We start from the raw sequence: 21,346 nt of genomic DNA, 5'->3' as shown, positions 1-21,346 counted from the left end.
ATGATCGTCGAGGCCCGGGGCGCGACCGAGCAGCGCTACTTCCGCTCGTTCACGGCCTCCAGCCTGAGCGGTTCCTGGACCCCGCAGGCAGCCAGCGAGAGCAACCCCTTCGCCGGCAGGGCCAACAGCGGCGCCAGCTGGACCAACGACATCAGCCACGGTGACCTGGTCCGCAACAACCCCGACCAGACCATGACCATCGACCCCTGCAACCTGCAGCTGCTCTACCAGGGCAAGTCGCCCTCCGCCAACGGCCCCTACGACCAACTGCCGTGGCGGCCGGGCCTGCTCACCCTGCAGCGCTGACCTGCCCGACCCGGCACGTACGCACCGCCTCGAGGACCCCGGCCGCACGCCGACCGGGGTCCTCCTCCCGTGGCCGTCGTGGATACGAAACCGGATCCCTGCCACACCACCGCGGCTCCGCTTGCCGGCCGTGTCAGCACCTGGCTGCACCGTGCCGCGCTGTTCAGCGCCGCTGGTGCCGGGGCCTGAGTACGCGTACTCAGGCCCCGGCTGCCATGACCGGAGAGAATTTTGTCATGGACGCTACTTTCGTGCAGCGGCACGACGAACCGCCGGTGCCATCCGGTGGGGCTCCGGCCATACGCATCCCGGGCGCTGCCGCGACCGGCGCCGCTCTCACCTACGTGTCGATCCATCTTGTCCAGCAGGGGTACGCCTACGACGCCCGCGTGTGCGCCGATGACACCAGCGTGTGCCTGACGCCGTGGCCGGTCCTGGCGTTGTCCGCCTCGTTCGCCATCGCCCTCGTCGGGCTGATCGTGGCGTACAGGCTACTGGGTATCCGCCCCGGGCTGACGGTCATCCCGCCGACGCTCCTGCTGGCACCGTTCCCCCTCCATGCCGCGCTGAGCACGGCCGGCACGTGGCCGGCCGTCGTAGTGGGAGCGGTATGGGCCGCCTCCGTGGCACTGACGGCATGGCGGCCCTACCGGATCCTGGGGCTGTCCGCCGCGGCCGCGCTGCTCCTGGCCTCGCTCATCGTCGTCTATCATTGACGACCCGGCAGTGATCCGGGCTCTTCCGGTGGCAGCCGGTGCTGGTTCGATTCCTGCTGACCCTGGGTATGCCGCCGTACGGCCGCCGGCCGGGGAACGGTGGTCGAGCGACCGGCGGGGCTCAGCGTGGCGACCAGCGTCGTCACCGTCGTCCTACTGCTGACTGCACGGGCGTTCGGCCGCGGTTCCCTCGCCGATCTCGGCCTCGTCCGGACGCGACCGCCGGCGCTGGAACGACCGCTGGAAAGCAGCCCTCGACGAGCCGACCCGCTGCCGGCAACCGGACACAGGGGCGATCGGTATCAGCGGCCCGAGATCATGCCATGTGTTAGTGTCACCCGTTCGCGTGGTCGTCGCGGTGGGCGATTCTGCCTGTTCGGTTCGGCTTTGTGCGTGGGCTGTTCAAACCTGCCGGGCCTTCCTCGGTACGTTCCCTGGCGGAAGGCTGTTCATGAAGCATCCCGATGACTCCGGCATCCCTCACGGCGGTCCCGCCCAGCCCGGGTCCACGACCCCGGTGCTGCCCCCGGCCGTCTCCTTCGCCGGTCTGGGACTGCCGGCGGAGGTCCTGCGGACACTGAGCGAACTCGGCGTGCGCGAACCCTTTCCGATCCAGGCCGCCACACTGCCCGATGCCCTGGAGGGGCGCGACATCCTGGGACGCGGGCGCACCGGATCGGGCAAGACGCTCGCCTTCGGCCTGCCGCTGCTGACCCGTACAGCCGGGCGGCGTGCCGAACCGAAGCAGCCCCTCGCTCTGATCCTTGTGCCCACCCGGGAGCTGGCCCAGCAAGTCAGCCAGACGCTGGCGCCGTACGCCGAGGCGCTGCGGCTGCGGACGGCCACGGTCGTCGGCGGCATGTCGATCGGCCGGCAGGCCGCCGCGCTGCGCCAGGGAGCCGAGGTGGTCGTCGCCACCCCCGGACGCCTGCACGACCTGATCGAGCGCAACGCCTGCCGCCTGGGACGGGTGAGGATCACCGTGCTGGACGAGGCCGACCAGATGTGCGACTTGGGATTCCTGCCGCAGGTTGCCGACGTCCTCGACCAGGTGCACTCCGACGGTCAGCGGATGCTGTTCTCGGCGACCCTCGATCGCGACGTCGATCAGCTGGTCCGCCGCTACCTCCACGACCCCGCCGTCCACTCGGTCGACCCGTCCGCGGACACGGTCACGACGATGGAGCACCACGTTCTGGTCGTCCACGGCCCTGACCGCTACGCCGTCACCACGGAGATCGCCGCCCGCGACGGCCGTGTACTGCTGTTCCTCGACACCAAGCACGCCGTCGACCAGCTCACCCGGCATCTGCGGGCCAGCGGGGTGCACGCCGGGGCCCTGCACAGCGGCAAGTCCCAGCCACAGCGCACACGGACCCTGGCGCAGTTCAAGAACGGCCAGGTCACCGCTCTGGTGGCGACCAATGTCGCGGCCCGAGGCCTGCACATCGACGACCTTGATCTCGTGGTCAACGTCGACCCGCCCACCGGCCCCAAGGACTATGTGCACCGGGCGGGCCGCACCGCCCGCGCCGGTGAGTCCGGCAGTGTGGTCACGCTCGTGCTGGCGGGCCAGCGCCGCGAGACGAGCCGAATGATGGCCGGGGCCGGCATCGAGCCGACCGTCACCAAGGTGCGCTCCGGCGAGGCGGAGCTGAGCCGGATCACCGGCGCCAGGGCTCCCTCCGGGATCCCGCTCGACGGCGGGCCCGCAGTCCCCCGGCCCAAGAACAGCAACGCCCCCTTCCGCGGCCTCGGCACCAGCAAGGGCACCTCCCCGGGCGCCGGCGGCAGGTCCCGTAAAGCCGGCGAGGCCCGCAAGCTCGCCGAGGCCCGCAAGGCCGCCCACGTACGTCGCAACGGCTGAGAGTCGTTGCCCTGGCATCCTGGCCAGGGGAGCCTTTGGCCGCGAGCGGGATACCCGCCGAAACGGAACAGGATGACGTTGCCGGTGCCTCGCACTGCGCCCGGCATGACAAGCTGTGCTTGCCCATCCCCGAACCCAGGAGGTCACCATGACCGCAGAGCCCGTATCCACGGAAGGTTCGGAGCCGGCCGCCCCCGGGACGTCCCCTCTGCAGCCGGACGGCGACGGCAACTACGACCTCAAGCGCAAGTTCCGCGAAGCCCTGGCGCGCAAGCGCGGTGAGCAGGCGGGCGCCGCCGACAATGCGGCCAAGTCCGATGCGTCGAAGGTGCGTTCGGCGCACGGTCCGGCTGCGAGCCAGCGGTCGTTCAGGCGCAAGAGCGGCGGCTGAGTCGATGAGTCCCGCGACGCGCGCATGCCGTGCGCGCGTCGCGGGTGGGGCGTAGCCGGGTCGACGCACAGTCGGTCGCGTTCCCGGCAGCGGCCGCCCCCGTGCCCAGCCGCGACGCGCGGGTGCCGACCTGCCCCGAGGGGTGCACCGCCGCTGTGTCACCCATTTCCTCCCGCGGCTTCGGCCGCGAGTTCCCGCAGGCGGCCCGGGAGCGCGGCCGGCGGGCCATCGCCCGCGGCATCGGCTCCCTCGCGGACCTGTCGGCCGCCCACGGCGAGGGGATCCACCTCGTCGGGCCCGGCGGCTTCACCACCGACCGGTCCGGTCGTGCCCGACCTCGATGCCGGCGGGACCACGGCCGGAACCGGGAGCCGTGCTGCCGGGCCGGCGCTCAGGCGTCGATGATGACGGGGATGATGAGGGGCTTGCGGCGGTGGGTGCGGAACGCCCAGTTCGCCACGGCGCGGGCGAGGAGTTGTTCGAGTTGACGCGCGTCCCCGACGCCTTCCTCGGCTGCGGTGGCAAGGGTCTTCTCGATGACGGGGACGACCAGCTCGAAGGTGGCGTCGTCGTGGACGAAGCCCCGGGCCAGGAAGTCGGGGGCCTCGGCGAGGGCGCCGGTGTCCGCGTCGACGATCGCCACCACGGTGACCACGCCTTCGGCGGCGAGGGTGAGACGGTCCTTGAGCGACGCTTCGGTGGCGCCGCCGACTTCCATGCCGTCCACGTAGACGTTGCCGGCGGGGACCTTGCCGGTGATGGACGCGCGTCCGCCGACCAGGTCGACGACGACGCCGTCCTCGGCGATGACGACCCGGTCGGGGTCGACGCCGGTACGGATGGCGAGGTCGGCGTTGGCCCGCAGGTGGCGCCATTCGCCGTGCACGGGCATGACGTTGCGGGGTTTGACGATGTTGTAGCAGTAGACGAGTTCGCCGGCACTGGCATGCCCGGAGACGTGGACCTTGGCGTTGCCCTTGTGGACGACGTGGGCGCCCCACCGGGTGAGTCCGTTGATCACCCGGTAGATGGCGTTCTCGTTGCCGGGGATGAGGGAGCTGGCGAGCAGGACCGTGTCGCCCTTGCCGATGCGGATCACGTGGTCGCGGTTGGCCATCCGTGACAGCGCGGCCATGGGTTCGCCCTGGGAGCCGGTGCACACCAGCGTGATCTTGTGGTCCGGGAGCTTCTCCAGCTCCTTCGTGCTCACGACCAGACCGGAGGGGACCTTCAGATAGCCCAGGTCACGGGCGATGCCCATGTTGCGGACCATCGACCGGCCGACGAAGGCGACCTTGCGGCCGTGCTGGTGGGCGGCGTCCAGGACCTGCTGGATGCGGTGTACGTGGCTGGCGAAGCTGGAGACGATGACCCGACGCGGTGCGGTGCGCATCACCTGCTCGATCGCCGGGTTCAGCTCTCGCTCGGAGGTCGTGAAGCCGGGTACTTCGGCGTTGGTGGAGTCGGTGAGGAACAGGTCCACGCCCTCCTCGCCCAGGCGGGCGAAGGCGCGCAGATCGGTGATGCGGTCGTCGAGAGGGAACTGGTCCATCTTGAAGTCGCCGGTGTGCAGCACCATCCCGGCCCGGGTGCGGATCGCGACCGCGAGGCTGTCGGGGATGGAGTGGTTGACCGCCACGAACTCGCAGTCGAAGGGCCCGAAACCGCGCCGGTCACCCTCCCGCACCCGTACCGTGCGCGGCCGGATTCCGTGTTCCTTGAGCTTGGCCTCCAGGAACGCCAGCGTCAGCTTGGAGCCGACGACGGGGATGTCGGACCGCTCGCGCAACAGGTACGGCACGCCGCCGATGTGGTCCTCGTGGCCGTGGGTGAGTACCACGGCCACGATGTCGTCCAGCCGGTCCCGGATCGAGGTGAAGTCCGGCAGGATCACGTCCACGCCGGGCTGGGTCTCCTCGGGGAACAGCACGCCGCAGTCGACGATGAGCAGCTTGCCCGCGTGCTCGAAGACGGTCATGTTGCGGCCGATCTCCCCCAGGCCGCCCAGGGCGATGACCCGCAGCCCTCCTTCGGGAAGGGGCGGTGCGGCTTTCAACTCGGGGTGCGGATGACTCATACCCTGACGGTACCCGGAGAGCGGGACAGGGTGATCCATTGCCTGGGTGATCCAACGAGCGCTCGACACGACCCGCCGCCGAAGAGGCCCGGGGAGAGCAGCCGTCGACCACCCCGTTCTCCGGCTCCTCCGCAGCGGTTCGGGTCCCGTCCTGCCGGCGGGCGGCCGATTCGGCGGCAGTGACGTGACCGGTCAGGGCCTGGGCGAGTGGCTCTTGGGAGCGGTGCAGGTACGCCTGCGCGAGCAGCCGACCCGCCGCACGAAGGCGTTCCCCAGTGCGGAATACTCTCCCGATGGGTTCACGTACTTCCCCGGTCAGCCAGCCGATCACCATTCGGAGGGCCGTCGCGCGGGATGCCAAACGGCTCACGCGGCTCGTGCGTGGCTCAGGCGCCTACGAGGGCAAGTACGCAGCCGCGGTCGCGGGTTACCGGGTCGGTCCTGATTACATCGAGGCCCACCGCGCCTTCGTGGCCGTCGGCGCCGACGAGCACGGAGGCCGGGTCGTCGGATTCTACTCGCTCGTCCTCGCTCCACCGGAGCTCGACCTGCTGTTCGTCGCCGACGAAGCGCAAGGACGGGGTATCGGACGGCTGCTCGTCGCGCACATGCGGTCCGAGGCACGTGCCGCAGGGCTCGACCGTGTCAAGGTCGTGTCGCACGTTCCTGCCGAGGACTTCTACCACCGCGTCGGTGCGGTGCGCACGGGGACCGCGTTCGCGAACCCGCCCGCCGTGCCGTGGGACCGTCCCGAATTCGAGTTCCGCATTCCTCCGGAATGACGCGGTGTGCCGGTTCGCGGGGCACCGGCTTCGCCCGCACGGTGGCCGGCATGCAGGAGCCGCTGGACGCCGCACGCTCCGTGTGCGCCGTCGTCCGGGCCCTGGGGGCCCTGGGGGGGGATCGTCTGCGCCGGCGGTCCCTCCCGGCGACTCCCTCGCCTCCGGCACTCCCCGGCGTCCGTCGCCTCAAAGGCTACGCGGCCCGGGAGGTCCTCCACCTGGTCGAACAGTCACAGCCGGCACCCCGCTCACAGGGGCTGTGGGAGAGCGCAGTCAGACGTGGAGGCAGGCCCCGTCGGCATGATCCCGGCGGGGCCTTGCGTCTCACGGCTACTTGGGTTCGCCGTTCTCCAGCACCCGGGCAGGGGCGCCGTGACGACGCGCGTCGCACGTCCGAGGTGCAGTGCGCGGCATGGGAACTGCCCGTTGTTCATGGGGCTGTAATCCTTTGCTTCTGAAAATCCCAGTGGCCCCCTCGGCCCATGTGCGTGAAGGCTTGCTCAGCGCTCACTGACGTCCGGGGTTGGGTCAGTCGGTCGGTGGTCCCATGGTCTCGCGAGGGCACGGGAAGGTGTCCGGCGTCGTTCCCCAGGTCGTGCGGTTCTGCCGGTCGGGCAGGATGCCGCAGCTGAGCAGTGTGGACGGGGTGCCGCGCGGCTGGGTGATCTCTCGGATGTAGACGGCTTTGTCGGGCGGGTACTTGTTCTTGGCGTCCAGTTGCAGCACGCCCGAAGCACCGGGGTACTGGGACACGCCGTGGGCGGTCAGCCACAGGTAGATGTCGTTGGGCTGGACGTCCGGGGAAGCCGGGAGAAGATTCTCGATGACCTTGGAGACGATGCCGACGGTGTCGAAGCCGCCGGCCGCGTCGGAGTCGGCGCTCAGATGCCCGAAGACAGCTGCGAAGTCCTGGGTGAACTGGGCGTAGGGATCCCGCGAGTCCGGCGTCGGGGCATTGGTGGTCTCGTAGAAGAGTGTCATGTACGGGTAGGTCCGTGCCGTGTGGGCGGGGTGGAGCTGGAAGTCGATGGGGGCGCTCTCGGCGATCAGGGGAATGGTGGTGCCTTCCGGCGGCTGGCACTGGCCGCCGGCGCTCTGCATGGCGTTCAGGAGGCTGGGCAGCACGCCCGACCGCCCGAGGTAGACGACGATGCCGTGCGTCGCGGAGACCTTGTTGCACACGTCGGTGGCGATGCTGTCCGGTGTGGTGGCTCCGGGCTTCTCGCTGTAGGTCACCTCGTCGACATCGCCGTATCGCCGGTAGGCGCGCAGGAAGACGTTTTTGAGGTCCGTGCTGAAGGAGGTGTCGGTCGGGTCGTAGACGACGACGGCATGCGGTGTGCCGCTGGTGAGGTGGCGGATCTCGGGGGAGTGGCGGACGAAGTCGGCGAAGATGGGACCCAGGCGCGTGTCGGGTGCCGAGATCTGGAAATAGCGCTGCGGGGAGTCGGGTCCGACCATGGTGCTGCCGGACACGCCGTTGGCGATGACCGGGATGCCGGCCTGGTCGAGTTCCTGGACTGCCCTCAGCGACTGGGGACGACTCTGTGTGATGCCGATGACCGCCGCGATGTGATCCTCGCGCTGCCGACTGATGATCATGCGCGCGACGTCCGGGTCCTTCGGTGCTGCGTCGTTGCGGGCGCCGTACTGGAAGTACTGACCGGTGTTGGCGATGAGCAGGCGGATGGGCATCTTGTTCTGGCGGACGCCGGCGTTCAGCTTGTGCTGCTGGGCGATCGCGCCGCGCAGGATCTGCAAGCCGAGCGGAGGGTCGTCGTACACACCCCTCTGCAAACTCAAGGGCGCGAGAAAGACCAGGGTGCGGTACCGCCCGTCGGGGATCCGGGCGTTCTCCCCGGCCACCTGGCGTTCCAGGTCACGCAGTTCCTTCCCGGCATCTCCGGGCACGGCCAGATCGCACTGCTCGCCGTCGGTGACACCGACTCGCTCACCGGTGCCTACCGTGACGCACGAGGGCGGTGCTGGAGGCGCGGCCCCTGGCCAGAGGGACACGGGGGTGAGGTAGACGGCGGCGGCCGCGAGGGCCAGGGCAGGCAGGACCGAGGGACGCACCCAGTCCAGGAGGTGGTCCTTGCGTGCCGTGACGCCCGTGCTGTTCTCGATCCTGTTTCTTGCCGTGCCCTCGGCGTCGTCCTGGGCCGGCAGCGTGACGAGGCGTACGGGCTCGGGGCTGTCCTCGCTGAGGATGGCGAACACCTTGTCGGCGATGCCGTTCGGTCGGTCGGGGTCGACGCCCAGCGGGACGGCGTAGTCCGGTGGTGGGCCCGCGCAGCCGGCCAGGACGAGCAGTGGCCGGGACGGGTGGTCGGCGGCCAGTTCCGCGAACGCGCCGAGGAACGACCGGCCGGGTCCGTCCGCCTCTTCGATCTCGGGGATGAGGACGACGAAGGACCACCGTCTCCGGGCCCGCAGGTGGCTCAGCCGGGTCCTGCCCCGCGTCGCCGCGCGGAGGTCGCTCAGCAGGGCGCGTAGCAGGATGTGCCGCACGAGCGGGTCCTCGGCGTCCAGCTCGCCGTCCCGGCAGAAGGCGAGAGCGGCGTCCAGGAAGTTGGCGCTGCGGCAGTCGTTCGCCACCCACCTCAGGCCCCAGTGCCGCAGGAAGAACCGGTAGGCCAGCTTGGGAACTCCGACGACCACGGGGGCGACGAGCCATTGGAGCCAGCCGGTGAGGATGTGTTGTCCCAGGAAGTCCGCCACGTACGCGGCGGCGCGGAGCGTCCGGTGTCGCTTGAGGAGTTCCGCGTACAGACTGTCGACGATGGGCTGCTGCTGGGACCGGAGGTCTCCCGTGCCGCGCTCCGACTTCAGCACGGCCCGGCATGTGTGGAAGGCAGGCAGCCTCAGGCGCCCTGAAAGCATGGTGAGCTCGAACCGCAGCGCCACCCGGTCGACCGCCGCGAGGAAGCCGCCGGTCAGTTCCGCGTCGTCGACGACCGCGTGAGGAACCTGGCCACGTCCTCCTGCCAGTCGGTGCTCGTACTCCCGGATGACGTAGGCGGGCCATCGGGGATCGCCGCCGTCCTGCCTGTTGAGCACGAGAGCGGGCGCTCTCTCGGCGCCGGACCTCATGGCCGCGAAGGTGTCGAGCTGGCGTATCAGGCGGTCCGACCACCGGGGGTAGGCCGGTGTCGAGTCCATGGGGGCGGGAGAGTCGGGCACGGTGCCTCCCCAGGAAGAAGTAGGGGGTCAACATGCCACGAGCACATGGCCCGCGAGTGCCTCGTGTCCGTCAGTGGTCTTTACTGCCCGGTTCGGATCATTCCGACGTCGGAGGGCGACAGGTCCGTGGTGCCGGGCTTCCGCGCCTTGACGACGACGTTGCGTCACACGTCTCGCCTCTGTGCAGGTGGCCGGGACGGTCGGCACGACGCGGACGCGGCCCTGCGCATGGCACTCGACCGCTGGCGTTCGCCGGATCGGAGGCCGATGACGTCGCACCCATGGTCTACGCCCGAGGCCGGGCAGGTAGCTGCTACGTGGGTGCAGGAGGGGCAGGATCCGGTCACCGATTCCCCACTGGATTCCGCGTGTTGCTCACGCTGCCAGCGATCTTCAGAGGTTTGGGTCGCATCGGGTCGCCAACGCGGTCCACGCGTAGCCACACGTGTGCTTCCCTGGACGCATCCGGAGCCATGAGACGAAGCCCCGCCGGAGCGCTCCGGCGGGGCTTCGCCGTGATCTCGACTGTGCTTGCGCGCATGACCGCGTTCGGCTCCGCACACAGTGCGCGCTCCTGCGATGCTCGCGGGACGCTGGATTTGCGATTGCGCCCATCTGGGAGGGGAGTACGGCAAGGGCATCTGGATGTGTTACAGCTGCCGACTCATGCAAGCGGTTCGACGGGATCGCCTCCTGGTTCAGACAGGGCGGCGAGATCATCTACCGCCGGCGCCGGTGCGTCATGCTCGGGCGCTGCTGATACGGGCTCGCCGCAGTGGCGCTCCTGCTCGGTGGAGGCTGGCGAGTGCTTGCCGGTAGGAGGCGATCAGTCCGGTTTCCCGATAGTCGACTCCCAGGTCCTGGCAGTAGCGGCGGACGATGGGCCGGGCCCTGCGCAGGTGCGGGCTGGGCATGCTGGGGAACAGGTGGTGTTCGATCTGGTGGTTCAGGCCGCCCAGGGCGAGGTCGGTGAACCAGCTGCCGCGTACGTTGCGTGCGGTGAGGACCTGGCGGCGCAGGAAGTCGGGGCGGTCGTTGCCGGTCAGGATCGGCATGCCCTTGTGGTTGGGGGCGAACAGACAACCGAGGTAGAGGCCGAACAGGCCCTGGTTGACGGCCAGGAACGCGATCGCCATGCCGGGCGGGAGTACGAGGAACACTGCGGTCAGGTAGGCGGCGGTGTGCCCGTAGAGCAGCGTGCCGTCCAGGGCGCGGTTCTTCAGGGCGCGATTGCCCAGTGCTCGCGCGCTGGAGACATGAAGGTTGACCCCTTCGAGCAGGAGCAGGGGAAAGAAGAGGAACGCCTGCCGACGGCCGATGATCCTCGGCAGTCCGGTCGCGGCGCGGGCTTGGTCCTGGGACCACACCAGCAGGTCCGGGGCGATGTCGGGGTCGAGGCCCTCGTGGTTGGGGTTGGCGTGGTGGCGGGTGTGTTTGTCCTGCCACCATCCATAGCCCATCCCGATCGCGGCCCCGGCGACGCGGCCGGCCGTCTCGCTGGGCCGGCGCCGGCGGAAGACCTGGCGGTGCGCGACGTCGTGGGCGAGCAGAGCCACCTGCCCGGACATCACGGCGAGGAACGCGGCGAGCGCCAGGGTCCACCACCCGGCGCCGATGACGACGAACGCGCTCCAGCCACCGGCGTAGGCGACGGCCACGGCGATGGACCGGACGGTGTAGTAGCCGGGGCGCCGGTTCATCAGGCCGGCCTCGGCGATCTTCTTCGACAGGCGGGCGAAATCACTGCCACCTGCGGGGGGAGGCGGGCGACGGCGCGGGGTATGCGTGGTCATGGTCTCGGAGTGTCCTTCCCGGCTGACGGGCCGCATCCGGTCGTGCGGTGCAGGCCGGATGCGATGCGGCAGCCGGGTACCCACATCCCTGCCTTCGGACCGGCACCCGATGCTCGTCGATCGGAGCTCCGGATGTCGCGGGCTTTGACGTAAGGCCCCCACGGAGGGTGGCTGCTGTCGATGAACCTGCCGCGCTGGCAATCGGGGCGAAGCGGCATGACAGGGGTATAAGGCACTAGCCTCGGGCCATGGTGACGCGTACCCGGCTGTATCACGACGGCACTCTGGTCATGGAGGGCTTTCCCGCCAGTGACGTCTCTGCGCATCTCGCTGATCCGGCGTCGGTCCTGTGGCTGGACCTGCACCGGCCCGGAGCCGCTGAACTCACCATGCTCGGTCAGGAGTTCGGCATCCACGAACTGGCTCTGGAGGATGCCGCTCACCATGGACAGCGGCCGAAACTCGACCGCTATCGCACCCACGAGTTCCTCAGCGCCTACGCCGTGACCGTCAGCCCGGACGGTGCGCAACTGACGTACAGCGAGATCGCCGTATTCCTCACCAGCCAGGCCATGATCACCGTCCGCAAGGACGACGGCCTCGACATCGAGGACGTCGTCGCCCGCTGGGACGAGAGCCCGGACCTGGCCGGCCATGGCGTCGGATTCCTGCTGCACGGTCTGCTCGACCATCTCGTGGACGGACACTTCGCCGCGGTCCAGCAGTTGGACGACAGCATCGAGGACCTGGAGGGTCTGCTCTTCGTGGCCGGGCGCCGGGAGATCGAAGCCGTGCAGCGCCGGGTTTTCGCACTGCGTAAGTCGCTCGTCCAGCTGCGCCGCGTCGTGCTCCCGATGCGTGAGGTGGTCAACACCCTCATGCGCCCCGGCCTGCACCTGATCAACGATCCTCTCGCCCCGTACTACCAGGACGTCTACGACCACGTGCTGCGTGCCACCGAGTGGACGGAATCACTGCGGGACCTGGTGGCCTCGGTCATGGAGACGAACCTCTCGGTCCAGGCCAACCGCATGAACCTGATCATGAAGAAGGTGACGAGCTGGGCCGCGATCATCGCCGTACCCACCGCGATCACCGGCTACTACGGCCAGAACCTCCCCTATCCCGGTTTCGGCCGCGAGTCGGGATTCGTCACCTCCGCCGCCGTCATCGTGCTCCTGTCCGCATTGCTGTATCTGACGTTCAAGCGCAAGGACTGGCTCTGACCGGCATCGGCACCGGCGACCAGGTCTCGAAGGCAGGAAACCGCCTGGTCATCCCGGGCTTTTCGGACCGGTGAGCGGAGTAGTGTGAAGACACCGGGAGTTCTTCGCGCACCGGCTCCGCTGCGGGTGCCGTTTCCGATGATCGACAGCGCCGGGCCGCACCCACGAGCCCGGGGACAGGTTCGCGCCATGGCCGTGACCATTGACCGTACGACATCGGGCAGATGTGCGCCGCCGCAGCCGGCCCGGCTGTCCCTGACGCCCGCGCCGGGCGGGCTGGACGGTATGTGGTGGCCTCGCTCCCGTGCCTTCACCCGTGAGCTGCCGTCGTTGACGGCCGCGTTGGGTGATCTCTGGGGTCGTATCACGGGTGTCACCGTGCACCCGGCCTACTGGCCCGTCCTGCCGCATTGGGTGTCCTACGCCGGGCGCACCGTGCAGGTGGGCTGGTCCACCGAGGAGCAGGATCCCCACAGGCTCACTCTTTTCTCCGCTGACGGCCGCCGGGACGTGCTGGTGATTCCGCCGGAAACCGGTGCGGATGCCGCCGCGCAGTTGATGGTCGGCGACGGCGTCGATGCCTCGGCCCGGGAGCAAGCAGCAGACAGGATCGATGCACGAAACAGGGAAGAAGCCTGGGAGGCCGACGGCGGAGCAGGTCGACCGTCGTCCCGGCCCCGGCCCATCGGCTCGGCAGGGCCTTCGCCCGCCGGTCGGCGGAGGTGAGATCCCATGCTCGTCATCGCCGTGGCCGTGCCGCTCGTCCTGATCGCCGTCGGAGTCGTTCTGATCCACCGGCTCAATGGTCAGCACGCCGAACGGATCGCTGCCTTCCACTACAGCGATGTTCTGCCGGGGATCGGGCGTCGGCCCCGGAGACACCGTCGGTCGGCGGTGGACGCGACCGTTCCGACGCGCCCCACCGCGACGGCGACCGCGGATGACATCGACTTCGGCCCGACCGTGGGCGGTGGAGGAAGGCGCGTCATGGCGATGTTGCGAGACCGGAAGACGTACCGCGAGAGGATCATGCAGGCTCTGTACCAAGCCGCCGAGGGCAATCGCCTCCTGGGCCTCGATGGGGCGAAGCTCCGCACCGACCTGGGTATCCCTGAGCAGGACATGGCCGCTGCCTGTATGTACCTGGCAGGTGAAGGCTGGGTCGTCGTGGACTGGGAGAGGGGCAACACGCCCGCGATGATCACGCTGACGCACCAGGGGATCCGGCAGATGGAGACGGAAGAGGAAGGGCGTGGCTGAACCGCCGCGTCGGCTTCTCGGACCGAAGTGAACCCTCGCAAGGATTGCTTACGGCGGATTAGTCCCTTTGACGTAACCTGGAAAGCGGGTCGGCGCACGCTCACGTGCAATGACCCGGAAGGGCGGCTCCGGCGGGTATACGCCGGAGCCGTTGCCTGTTTCCGCAACCGCGCCCTGCGGCGAAGCGCTCGCGGGAGCGTCGTGCGGAGTACCGTGAGGTAGCAGGGTCGTATCGTGGTAGCAGCCCCTGCGGTCGCACTGCTCTCTGCGGACGGGCGGACACCATGGCCGACTCAGACACCTCCGACTTCCCCAGTCTCCTGCCGGATGCCGTCCACCGGTCGGTGCACCCCGGGACGGCCCTGCTGCGGCTGGAGACGACACACGCACGCGAGGGAATCCTGGACGGCGCATGGTGGCCACGGACACGGGACATCGGCGCCGAACTCCCCTCGCTGATTTCCGCGTTGACCCAGCACCTCGGACCTGTGACCCGGGTCGGTCTGGACGGCAGCGCCTGGGACGAGCTGCCGACCCGGGTGATGGTCGACGGCCGAATCGTCCACATCGAATCCTTTCCGGTCGGTGACGACACCGTCCTCATCACCCGGGGCGACCGGGACCACTTCTCCCTCATGCTGGTCCCTCCGGACACGTCGCCCGACGCGGCACGAGCCGCGATGGCCAGGGCCGTACGGGCCGACAACGTCACCGAGGCCAGGCAGATCCTCATCGAAACGGGCAGCGACACGCCACCTACGCCGGCCTGACACGTCCGTCGCAGATCGACTCTTCATCGGCCTAGATGCGGGCGAACTTCTCCGTCTGCTGGGCGAATTCCTGGGCCATGGCGGCGCTGACCGTGGGCTTGGTGTCGCGGATCGTGTCCAGGTAGTCGTCGGTGGTGGGGGTGGTCCGGGTTCCGGTGTCGAAGGTGCGCTCGAACTGGGCCTGGGAGACGGCGCGCGCCGCATGGGCGATGTCGGCGGGGGTGAACCCCTCGCTGGCGGACGCGAGTGCCGTGCTGTCGGCCCGCGCGCCCGCTCGGGCCAGGTAGCTCTCCCACAGCGCGGTCCTGGCGGTGTGGTCGGGAGGGCCGATCGGCAGCACGTAGTCGAAGCGGCCGTGCCGCAGGAACGCGGAGTCGAGGGTGGTCACGTTGTTCGTGGCGCAGACGAGCAGCCGTCCGTCCTGGCTTCGGAACCGGACGATCGCCTTGAGCAGTTCGTTGACGACGCCGACAGCGGTCGCGTCCGCGCCACCGCGTTCGCCGGCGACCTCCTCGACCTCGTCGATGAAGACGAGGACGTGGTCGAGCCGGGCGATCTCGTCGAAGCGCCGGTTCAGCCCGGTCGCCAGGCCGTACTCGGCGGCCAGACGGGCGGGGAACAGTTCGAGGAAGGGCCATCCCAGGCGGCTGGCGATCGCGTGCGCGAACGTGCTCTTGCCGGTCCCGGGCGGGCCGAACAGCATCACCGCCCGTGGCGGTTCCACTCCGTGCTGGGCGGCCAGTTCGGGATGGGCCAGCGGCAGGACCAGGCGCCGCTCGATGAGCTGCTTCTCCCGTTGCATGCCCGCGACCTTCTGCCACAGCCCCCCTGGCGGCAGCTCCGCTCCGAGCGAGGACAGCGTGCCGGCCGACTGCGGGGTCACCGGTCCGCGTTTCTCGAAGAAGACCAGCCCGGGGCGGGCGCCGAAGTCGCAGTTGCGCAGGGCGGTGGCACCGGTCTCGCCCTCGGGCAGGGCGGCGTGCACCGCGCGGACGCCGAGGGCGAAGAGCCGTTGCTCAAGGGCGGTGATCAGGGCACTCCCCAGCCCGCGCTGCCGCCAGCCGGGCGCCATGCAGATGCGCAGGATCCATGCCCGTTCGCCCTCCACCCTGCTCACCGCGGCGCCGATCAGCACGTCGTCGGCCGTGGCCACCACGGCCGGGTGGCGGGTCTGGAGGGCCGTCACGGCGTCCGAGAGGGGGAAGAGCGGCGGCTCCTCGGTCGTGCCGCTCTGCATGTCGACACGGATCACCGCTTCGAGATCGTCCAGGGTGTAGTCCCTGACCCTCCAACCCGTCATGATCAGCTCCGCGTGTTCGGCCGTACCCCCATCATCAGCCGGTGCCCGGAGGACGCGCGCGACAGGCGACGGTCACGAATCCTCCCTGGTGCCACGGATCGCTCGGGCCGTAGTCGGCTTCACGCCGCGGTGCCGGGCGCGCTGCCTGCCGGGCTGAGGGACGTGTCGGTGCGGCCGGTGCCGGCCGGTGGCGCTGCCGCGGCGGGTGCGGCGGCAGCGGTCTCCCGGGCGAGGAAGGAGCCGAGCTCGCCGATCGTGCTCATGAGGGGGGCCGGGAAGACGACGGTGGTGTTCTGGTCGACACCGATCTCCACCAGGCTCTGGAGATTGCGCAGTTGAAGCGCCAGGGGGTGGGCCATCATGGTGTCCGAGGCGTCGCCGAGCGCGGCCGCGGCCAGGGACTCGCCCTCCGCGTTGATGATCTTCGCTCGCTTCTCCCGCTCGGCCTCGGCCTGGCGGGCCATGGCGCGCTTCATGGTGTCGGGCAGCTGGATGTCCTTGAGCTCGACCAGCGTGACCTGCACACCCCAGTCGACGGTGGTGACGTCGAGGATCTGGCGGATGTCCAGGTTGATACGGTCCGTCTCCGACAGCGTCTCGTCGAGCGTGTGCCGGCCGACGACCTTCCGCAGGGTGGTCTGGGCGATCTGGTTGATCGCCGCGTTGACGTTCTCCACGGCGACGACCGACTTCACGGCGTCGACGACCCGGAAGTAGGCGACCGCCGACACGTCCACGCTCACGTTGTCCCGGGTGATGATGCCCTGGGACTGGATCGGCATGGTGACGACCCGCAGCGACACCCGGTGCAGGGTGTCGACGAACGGGATGATGAACCGCAGTCCCGGGGAGCGTGTTCCGACGAGTCGGCCGAAGCGGAACAGCACTCCCTTCTCGTACTGCTTGACGACCTTCACGGACAGGGCGAGGGCCAGGACGGCCAGAAGGCCGATCACGACGATGAGAACGATCAGGGCTTGCATGTACTGCTCCTCGGGACGAGGACCACGGGGGCGGGGATCCGTCGGTCGAGACCCCTGCATGTGCCTGCGCCGGTTCGCGAGGCAGGGCCGAAACCCGGGAAGGCACCGGTCGGGGCGGCCGTCTCACATGCCGATGACCAGGCGACTGGCGCGATCCGTCCCTGCCGGAACGGCCGCTGAGGCGGGGCCGTCCTCCCCGTACTTCCCTGCCTCGTCGGGTTCGAGTGGCCGGTCGGCGGCGGAGACGGCGTGCCGGGTCTCGTCCGCGGCCATGAGAGCGCTTGCGGTCAGCGGTGGGCCGTCGTAGTCGGACGCGGCCGCCATCAGGCGGTCCGCCGACTTCGTCTCGGTCTCGGGTGGGATGACCAGCAGGTCCCAGCGGCCGGTGCCGTAGGAGAGCAGGAGCAGCTTGTGCGGGTCGATCTCCGGGGTGAACCATCCGACCTTGACGACATGACCGCCCACGGGGATCTCGTGCGGGATGACCGGCCAGTACTTCGGGTTGACGGCGATGCGGGTGATGCGGCCCCACAGAGGGTCCAGCACATCGGTCAGTGCGGGCAGCTCGCTCAGCAGGTCCCGGGAGCGGGGCCACCAGGCACCGTCCAGGAGGCCGCGCGACGGGCCGTCGGTCTTCAGCGCGAGACGCGCGGCCGGGGCTGCGACGGGCTCGTGGTGTGGCAGGAGTTGGTGCAGGGGCGCCGACATGATGCGGACCCGTCTCCGGGCCGCCTTGGCGGCGCCCCGGGTTTCGTCTCTCGCCGAGAACGACCCGGCGTGGAAGCCGGTGTGCGAAATGCCCTCGGTGCTGTCCACGGTACTCCGCACACGCCGGGGCGGTTGTGGAGGCGCCGCCGCGTTCCGTGAAGCGGCTGTCGATACCGGCGGGAAGTGGGCTCAGGGCGCCGGGGGCACGTCGCGCGCCGGCTACCGGACCGGTCTCACGCCCGACGGCTCGCATGCCCTGGCCGGCGCTCCTTGGCTGTATTGCGCGGGAGGTGTTCCCCGTGTTTCGTTCAACCCGTCGCTCCCCATCGGTCCGCCGGGCGCGGGCGGGGAGTATCCTGGTGATTACCGAGAGCATCTCGTACACCGGCTTCCACGCCGGGTCGTTCTCGGCGATTCATCACAACCGGGCCGGCCGTGACCGGCCCGGGGTTGGGTCCCCGCCATGACCGCGACCATTCCGTTCACACCCGCAGTCGGAGGCCGGGCCCCTTCTTCGTCACCGCTCCGACTCGCGCTGGCGTCGGCCGGTGCCCCTGCGGCCCTGATCGACGGTGCCTGGTGGCCCCGTTCGCGCAACCTGACGGAGCAGCTCCCGGCGCTCGTCGAATGTCTCGACCGGCTGTGGGGGCGGACCACCCGGGTAGCGGTGAGCCGCACGTTCTGGCCGGTCATTCCGGGGGAAGTGCCCGCGCACGGCCACATGGTGCGCGTCGGCTGGTCCAACGCCGGGCAGGATCCGCACAAGCTGTTGCTGCTGTCCTGCACCTTCGGCCGCTGGGACCTGCTGGTGATCCCACCGGAGACAGCCCCGGCCACCGCGGCCCGGCTCATGGCCGCGGCCACCGACCCGTCACGGAGCCTCACGGCGACCGGCCTGATCCATGAGGCCGAACGTTTCCGGGCCGCGGCAGAGGCAGCGGCCGACTCGGACTCACTCGGGGAGGCGGTCCGGGACTCCGAAGGCGGACACGACGGCCCCCACCCCGCCTCACGCACTCCTGACGGACCGGTCACCGGTCACGGGCCCACCACGGCAGCAGGAGTGTGAGAGATCGGCGGTGGGGGAAAGGCTGCGCGTCGTCGGCCTTTCCCCGGGGGTGGGAGGCCGGCTCACTCCGGGAGGGCGAGGTGGTCGGTGGCGTTCCCGCGCCATTCGATCAGCAGGAGCGTCGCATCGTCCGTCGTGATCCCGCCCCGCGCCCGTCGCAGCGTGTGGGAGAGGGAGCGCGCCACCGTCCGGATCTGCTGCGCCGTGGGCTCAAGGCGGTTCACCCACCCGATGAGTTGCTCCTCACCGAATTCCTCACCGCCGACATCGCGCTCCTCCATCAGTCCGTCGGTGAAGCACAGGATCCGGTCGCCGGGGGTGGGAGCCACTTCACTGATCCGGGGATCGTGACCGCCGAAGCCGACGGGCAGCGTCGTCGGGCCCTGCAGCCGTCGTACCACACGGTGTCCACGGATCAGCAGAGCAGCGGGATGCCCGGCGTTGACCCACAGGGGCCGATCCACCGACTCCCCAACGACTCGGCCGTGCGCTCGTGCGGCGAGGACCGGCAACGGCCACCGGGCGCCCCGCGTCCGAGCCGCGGCGGCTGACCGGCACCGGCGGCGGCCTCAGGCGGATCGACCTCTCCGCCGTCGTCGTCCGCCGCCGCGGCCGTCTGGGTGGGGTCCGCGACGTCTGCCGGCCTGCCCGCAGCCTGGATCACTGCCCTGCAGGGCGACGATTCCGACTACCAGTAGTGGCGTCGGCCGGCGACGGCGTGTCCCGTCGCGCCGAGGATCCACAGGATGGCTCCGACGACCAGCAGGATGATCCCGATGGTCCACAGGATGGACAGGCCGGTGAGGAAGCCGACGACGAGCAGTATGACGCCCAGGATGATCATGATCTCTCCTTCGGGGAGTGGTGCCAGCGCGCCCGCGAACCGCGGTGGGCCGCAAGGGCGTCGGCGGGAACGGCCGATCTGCTCCTTACTCCACGCGGTGTGGTCCGTGGCGGCTGACCTCTAGGCGGACCTCGGCGGGCATGTCGGTGAGGCCGGTGGACCGACGCGCGGTGCCGATCGGGCCTTCGCACAGGGCACCGAGAGTGGCGCCGGGCGTGCCCTCGGGGGTGAGGGTGAGCCTGATGCGGGTGCGGTGGCGGCCCGGTCGGCCGGTGATGAGCACGGCCGCACGGCCTACCCCTGGCAGGGCACCGGCTTCGTTCGCGATCGCTTCGCTGAGTGCGCGGTCGCGCAGTTCGACACCCTCCTGCGGAGGTGTGCCGCCGACGGGCAGTGAGCCGGGGCGGTGTCGGCTCAGCTGGGCGAGCAGCCACCACAGGGCGAGCAGGGCGGTGAGGACGAGGGCGGCGATGACCGCGGGCCACCACCACCAGCCCTGGTTGCTCCAACGTGCCCGGTCGGCGGAGCCGAGCAGGACGTCGGCCGGGCCGGCCAGAGGCCAGCCCGCGGGCGGGATCAGATCGAGTCGCCGGTAGAGGTCGAGTCCGGCGAAGAGGATCAGCAGCCCGCCGCCGAGCAGGACCAGTCCGGCGAGGGCCAGCAGACTGCGGTTGCAGACGGATCGCTGCGTCATGGTGCGGGCTCCGGTGCTGCGGGTGTCGGTCAGTCGGTGCGTCGCCGCGGGCGTACGACGATGCGGGGAGGACGGGCGAGGGCCAGCCGGTCGCATTCCTCATCGAGGACGGCGGTGAGGTCGTCCCTCACCTGCCGGGGGTCACGGAAGCGGACGTCCGCGCGCGCTTTGATGCGGTGGCGGCGCACCCGGACGCGCGCCGCGCCGACGCCGGGGACCCGCATCGCGGCGTCACGCAGCAGGTCGGCGGCCCCGTCACGGTCCAGGGAGGCCCGCAGCCGGGGGCAGCCGACGGGTGAGCGCAGGGGCAGCCAGTGGCGCAGGCCAGGGGTGAGGGCCAGGACGATCAGCCAGACACCGACGGCGGCGGCCACGGCGGCTCCCGTGAGCATCCACACGTCGTCCACGGGGCGGGTGGCCAGTTCGTCGGCCAGATGCCGTCGCCAGGTCGCCGCCGGGCGTCCCGCCCGTACGGCGATGACGTCGACCAGCGCCGCGACCGCCGCCACGAGGATCACCGAGGCGACCAGCGCGGCCGGGATGCGGCGCGCGGACCACGGCCGGTGGGCCCGGTGCCCGCCGTCGCGCTCACCGGCCGTGAGGTCACGGCGGGACCCGTCGCGTTCGGGTGGATCGGGCTCCTTCGTCAGCGGCACCGTGGCGCGGTGCGCGGACGGCGCGGAGCCGCGCCCGGGAGGACCGGGGTCGGGTGTCATCGTGCTCCCCCTTCCCGCGCGGCGGGACCGGCGCCCCGTGCCGCGGGGCTGCTCACCGGACTCGCCCCCGGCTCGCTTCGGCGGCGGTTATCAGCCGCCGGACGGTGAGGGTGACCTCGCCCACCCGCAAGCCGGTCAGCTGGGCCACCCGTTCGGCGACGTCGTGCTGGATCCGCTCGCAGACACGGGGGATGTCGGTGGGGTAGGGCAGGTCCAGGGCCAGGTGCAGGCGCACCGATCCGGTACGGACGGCGGCGGAGGCGCTGGGTGCCGTCGGCCCGCCCCGGTCCGGCGGTACGGCTGCACGCCGCGACTGGGCCGTGCGGGCCGCCTGCGTGGCGATACGGGCGACCACCCTGTCGGGGATGACGGTGGCGCCCCGCTCGGCCGGGGGCGGCGGGCCGGCGGCCGGCGCCGGTGGGCCCGACGCCTCGCCGGTGGAACCGGGCCGGGCCTTCACCGCCGCCTCCGTGACCGGACGTCGAGGTCGCCCTGCAGGGCGAGGCCGACGATCAGGCCCGCCGTGCCCAAGACCAGAACCAGCAGGAATGCCCAGAATCCGCCGAAATACCCGGCGAAGCCCAGAGCCATGCCCGCCGCGAGGCCCGTGGTTGCTGCGTTCATCATGCACTCACCCGTCTCGTGCACGTACGTCACCCTG

The 21,346-nt window shown here is 70.4% G+C and carries 21 protein-coding genes and 1 pseudogene; 10 read left to right on the top strand and 12 right to left on the bottom strand.

The features are described from left to right. The 4 genes from ACWC21_RS37060 to ACWC21_RS37045 all read left to right on the top strand — a co-directional run. On the top strand, positions 1 to 306 hold a 306-nt coding region (locus ACWC21_RS37060; protein ID WP_450888585.1), incomplete at its 5' end, for a non-reducing end alpha-L-arabinofuranosidase family hydrolase. A 236-nt stretch (positions 307 to 542) separates the two neighbouring features. Further along, entirely contained in the window at positions 543 to 1,022 is a 480-nt protein-coding gene (locus ACWC21_RS37055; protein WP_450888583.1) for a hypothetical protein, read from the top strand. A 451-nt stretch (positions 1,023 to 1,473) separates the two neighbouring features. Continuing rightward, entirely contained in the window at positions 1,474 to 2,889 is a 1,416-nt protein-coding gene (locus tag ACWC21_RS37050; protein ID WP_450888581.1) for a DEAD/DEAH box helicase, read from the top strand. 148 nt (positions 2,890 to 3,037) lie between these two features. Beyond that, positions 3,038 to 3,280 carry a DUF5302 domain-containing protein gene (locus ACWC21_RS37045; protein ID WP_450888579.1) on the top strand — a complete coding sequence of 81 codons (243 nt, stop codon included), beginning with the start codon at positions 3,038 to 3,040 and terminating at the stop codon, positions 3,278 to 3,280. Positions 3,281 to 3,671: 391 nt separating this feature from the next. Here the strand turns inward: ACWC21_RS37045 and ACWC21_RS37040 are convergent, their stop codons facing one another. Next, the gene (locus tag ACWC21_RS37040) at positions 3,672 to 5,357 is read right to left on the bottom strand and encodes a ribonuclease J (RefSeq protein WP_450888577.1); all 1,686 of its coding nucleotides are present in this window, start codon (positions 5,355 to 5,357) and stop codon (positions 3,672 to 3,674) included. 293 nt (positions 5,358 to 5,650) lie between these two features. On the opposite strand from ACWC21_RS37040, the gene ACWC21_RS37035 reads away from it, so the two are divergent. Further along, positions 5,651 to 6,139: a GNAT family N-acetyltransferase gene (locus ACWC21_RS37035; RefSeq protein ID WP_450888575.1), complete on the top strand. Its 489-nt coding sequence runs from the start codon at positions 5,651 to 5,653 to the stop codon at positions 6,137 to 6,139. A gap of 528 nt (positions 6,140 to 6,667) precedes the next feature. Here the strand turns inward: ACWC21_RS37035 and ACWC21_RS37030 are convergent. After that, entirely contained in the window at positions 6,668 to 9,322 is a 2,655-nt protein-coding gene (locus ACWC21_RS37030) for an ABC transporter substrate-binding protein (RefSeq protein ID WP_450888573.1), read from the bottom strand. A gap of 740 nt (positions 9,323 to 10,062) precedes the next feature. Then, the gene (locus ACWC21_RS37025; protein WP_450888571.1) at positions 10,063 to 11,115 is read right to left on the bottom strand and encodes a fatty acid desaturase family protein; all 1,053 of its coding nucleotides are present in this window, start codon (positions 11,113 to 11,115) and stop codon (positions 10,063 to 10,065) included. A gap of 248 nt (positions 11,116 to 11,363) precedes the next feature. Between ACWC21_RS37025 and ACWC21_RS37020 the strand changes: the two genes are divergently transcribed. From ACWC21_RS37020 to ACWC21_RS37005, 4 genes are all read left to right on the top strand, one after another. Next, positions 11,364 to 12,341, top strand: coding sequence for a magnesium transporter CorA family protein (locus tag ACWC21_RS37020; protein WP_450888569.1), 978 nt, complete (start codon positions 11,364 to 11,366; stop codon positions 12,339 to 12,341). 189 nt (positions 12,342 to 12,530) lie between these two features. Next, positions 12,531 to 13,067 carry a DUF5994 family protein gene (locus ACWC21_RS37015; RefSeq protein ID WP_450888567.1) on the top strand — a complete coding sequence of 179 codons (537 nt, stop codon included), beginning with the start codon at positions 12,531 to 12,533 and terminating at the stop codon, positions 13,065 to 13,067. Positions 13,068 to 13,073: 6 nt separating this feature from the next. Next, on the top strand, positions 13,074 to 13,601 hold the full coding sequence (locus tag ACWC21_RS37010) for a hypothetical protein (RefSeq protein ID WP_450888565.1): 528 nt from the start codon (positions 13,074 to 13,076) through the stop codon (positions 13,599 to 13,601). A gap of 284 nt (positions 13,602 to 13,885) precedes the next feature. Next, positions 13,886 to 14,371, top strand: a complete 486-nt coding sequence (locus ACWC21_RS37005) for a DUF5994 family protein (protein ID WP_450888563.1) — start codon at positions 13,886 to 13,888, stop codon at positions 14,369 to 14,371. A gap of 31 nt (positions 14,372 to 14,402) precedes the next feature. On the opposite strand, the gene ACWC21_RS37000 is transcribed toward ACWC21_RS37005, so the two are convergent. From ACWC21_RS37000 to ACWC21_RS36990, 3 genes are all read right to left on the bottom strand, one after another. Beyond that, positions 14,403 to 15,671: an ATP-binding protein gene (locus tag ACWC21_RS37000; RefSeq protein ID WP_450888561.1), complete on the bottom strand. Its 1,269-nt coding sequence runs from the start codon at positions 15,669 to 15,671 to the stop codon at positions 14,403 to 14,405. Between the two features lie 119 nt (positions 15,672 to 15,790). Then, positions 15,791 to 16,654, bottom strand: a complete 864-nt coding sequence (locus ACWC21_RS36995; protein ID WP_385167944.1) for a slipin family protein — start codon at positions 16,652 to 16,654, stop codon at positions 15,791 to 15,793. A 123-nt stretch (positions 16,655 to 16,777) separates the two neighbouring features. After that, positions 16,778 to 17,470 (bottom strand): DUF5994 family protein, encoded by a 693-nt coding sequence (locus tag ACWC21_RS36990; RefSeq protein ID WP_450888559.1) that lies wholly within the window; start codon positions 17,468 to 17,470, stop codon positions 16,778 to 16,780. Between the two features lie 355 nt (positions 17,471 to 17,825). On the opposite strand from ACWC21_RS36990, the gene ACWC21_RS36985 reads away from it, so the two are divergent. Beyond that, on the top strand, positions 17,826 to 18,431 hold the full coding sequence (locus ACWC21_RS36985; protein ID WP_450888557.1) for a DUF5994 family protein: 606 nt from the start codon (positions 17,826 to 17,828) through the stop codon (positions 18,429 to 18,431). Positions 18,432 to 18,493: 62 nt separating this feature from the next. Here the strand turns inward: ACWC21_RS36985 and ACWC21_RS36980 are convergent. From ACWC21_RS36980 to ACWC21_RS36955, 6 genes and pseudogenes are all read right to left on the bottom strand, one after another. Next, positions 18,494 to 18,880 (bottom strand): annotated as a pseudogene (locus tag ACWC21_RS36980) (PP2C family protein-serine/threonine phosphatase); the annotation flags it as partial. Between the two features lie 239 nt (positions 18,881 to 19,119). Beyond that, positions 19,120 to 19,275, bottom strand: coding sequence for a DUF6131 family protein (locus ACWC21_RS36975; RefSeq protein ID WP_450888555.1), 156 nt, complete (start codon positions 19,273 to 19,275; stop codon positions 19,120 to 19,122). Between the two features lie 85 nt (positions 19,276 to 19,360). Next, positions 19,361 to 19,969 carry an alkaline shock response membrane anchor protein AmaP gene (locus ACWC21_RS36970; protein ID WP_450888553.1) on the bottom strand — a complete coding sequence of 203 codons (609 nt, stop codon included), beginning with the start codon at positions 19,967 to 19,969 and terminating at the stop codon, positions 19,361 to 19,363. A 29-nt stretch (positions 19,970 to 19,998) separates the two neighbouring features. Next, positions 19,999 to 20,685 carry a DUF6286 domain-containing protein gene (locus tag ACWC21_RS36965; RefSeq protein WP_450888551.1) on the bottom strand — a complete coding sequence of 229 codons (687 nt, stop codon included), beginning with the start codon at positions 20,683 to 20,685 and terminating at the stop codon, positions 19,999 to 20,001. A gap of 52 nt (positions 20,686 to 20,737) precedes the next feature. Beyond that, positions 20,738 to 21,145 (bottom strand): Asp23/Gls24 family envelope stress response protein, encoded by a 408-nt coding sequence (locus ACWC21_RS36960; protein WP_450888549.1) that lies wholly within the window; start codon positions 21,143 to 21,145, stop codon positions 20,738 to 20,740. Further along, on the bottom strand, positions 21,142 to 21,312 hold the full coding sequence (locus ACWC21_RS36955; RefSeq protein WP_450888591.1) for a hypothetical protein: 171 nt from the start codon (positions 21,310 to 21,312) through the stop codon (positions 21,142 to 21,144). The genes ACWC21_RS36960 and ACWC21_RS36955 overlap by 4 nt, the downstream gene beginning before the upstream one ends. Between the last annotated feature and the right edge of the window lie 34 nt (positions 21,313 to 21,346).

This window comes from Streptomyces sp. NPDC001348 (assembly GCF_053597535.1).
The sequence above is the reverse complement of the archived record's forward strand: the minus strand, read 5'-3'. Positions and strand labels throughout refer to the sequence as shown.

Coding starts and splice junctions, on each gene's coding strand:
- ACWC21_RS37055 (WP_450888583.1), top strand. CDS start 543: ATGGACGCTACTTTCGTGCAGCGGCACGACGAACCGCCGGTGCCATCC.
- ACWC21_RS37050 (WP_450888581.1), top strand. CDS start 1,474: ATGAAGCATCCCGATGACTCCGGCATCCCTCACGGCGGTCCCGCCCAG.
- ACWC21_RS37045 (WP_450888579.1), top strand. CDS start 3,038: ATGACCGCAGAGCCCGTATCCACGGAAGGTTCGGAGCCGGCCGCCCCC.
- ACWC21_RS37040 (WP_450888577.1), bottom strand. CDS start 5,357: ATGAGTCATCCGCACCCCGAGTTGAAAGCCGCACCGCCCCTTCCCGAA.
- ACWC21_RS37035 (WP_450888575.1), top strand. CDS start 5,651: ATGGGTTCACGTACTTCCCCGGTCAGCCAGCCGATCACCATTCGGAGG.
- ACWC21_RS37025 (WP_450888571.1), bottom strand. CDS start 11,115: ATGACCACGCATACCCCGCGCCGTCGCCCGCCTCCCCCCGCAGGTGGC.
- ACWC21_RS37020 (WP_450888569.1), top strand. CDS start 11,364: ATGGTGACGCGTACCCGGCTGTATCACGACGGCACTCTGGTCATGGAG.
- ACWC21_RS37015 (WP_450888567.1), top strand. CDS start 12,531: ATGGCCGTGACCATTGACCGTACGACATCGGGCAGATGTGCGCCGCCG.
- ACWC21_RS37010 (WP_450888565.1), top strand. CDS start 13,074: ATGCTCGTCATCGCCGTGGCCGTGCCGCTCGTCCTGATCGCCGTCGGA.
- ACWC21_RS37005 (WP_450888563.1), top strand. CDS start 13,886: ATGGCCGACTCAGACACCTCCGACTTCCCCAGTCTCCTGCCGGATGCC.
- ACWC21_RS37000 (WP_450888561.1), bottom strand. CDS start 15,671: ATGACGGGTTGGAGGGTCAGGGACTACACCCTGGACGATCTCGAAGCG.
- ACWC21_RS36995 (WP_385167944.1), bottom strand. CDS start 16,654: ATGCAAGCCCTGATCGTTCTCATCGTCGTGATCGGCCTTCTGGCCGTC.
- ACWC21_RS36985 (WP_450888557.1), top strand. CDS start 17,826: ATGACCGCGACCATTCCGTTCACACCCGCAGTCGGAGGCCGGGCCCCT.
- ACWC21_RS36975 (WP_450888555.1), bottom strand. CDS start 19,275: ATGATCATCCTGGGCGTCATACTGCTCGTCGTCGGCTTCCTCACCGGC.
- ACWC21_RS36970 (WP_450888553.1), bottom strand. CDS start 19,969: ATGACGCAGCGATCCGTCTGCAACCGCAGTCTGCTGGCCCTCGCCGGA.
- ACWC21_RS36965 (WP_450888551.1), bottom strand. CDS start 20,685: ATGACACCCGACCCCGGTCCTCCCGGGCGCGGCTCCGCGCCGTCCGCG.
- ACWC21_RS36955 (WP_450888591.1), bottom strand. CDS start 21,312: ATGATGAACGCAGCAACCACGGGCCTCGCGGCGGGCATGGCTCTGGGC.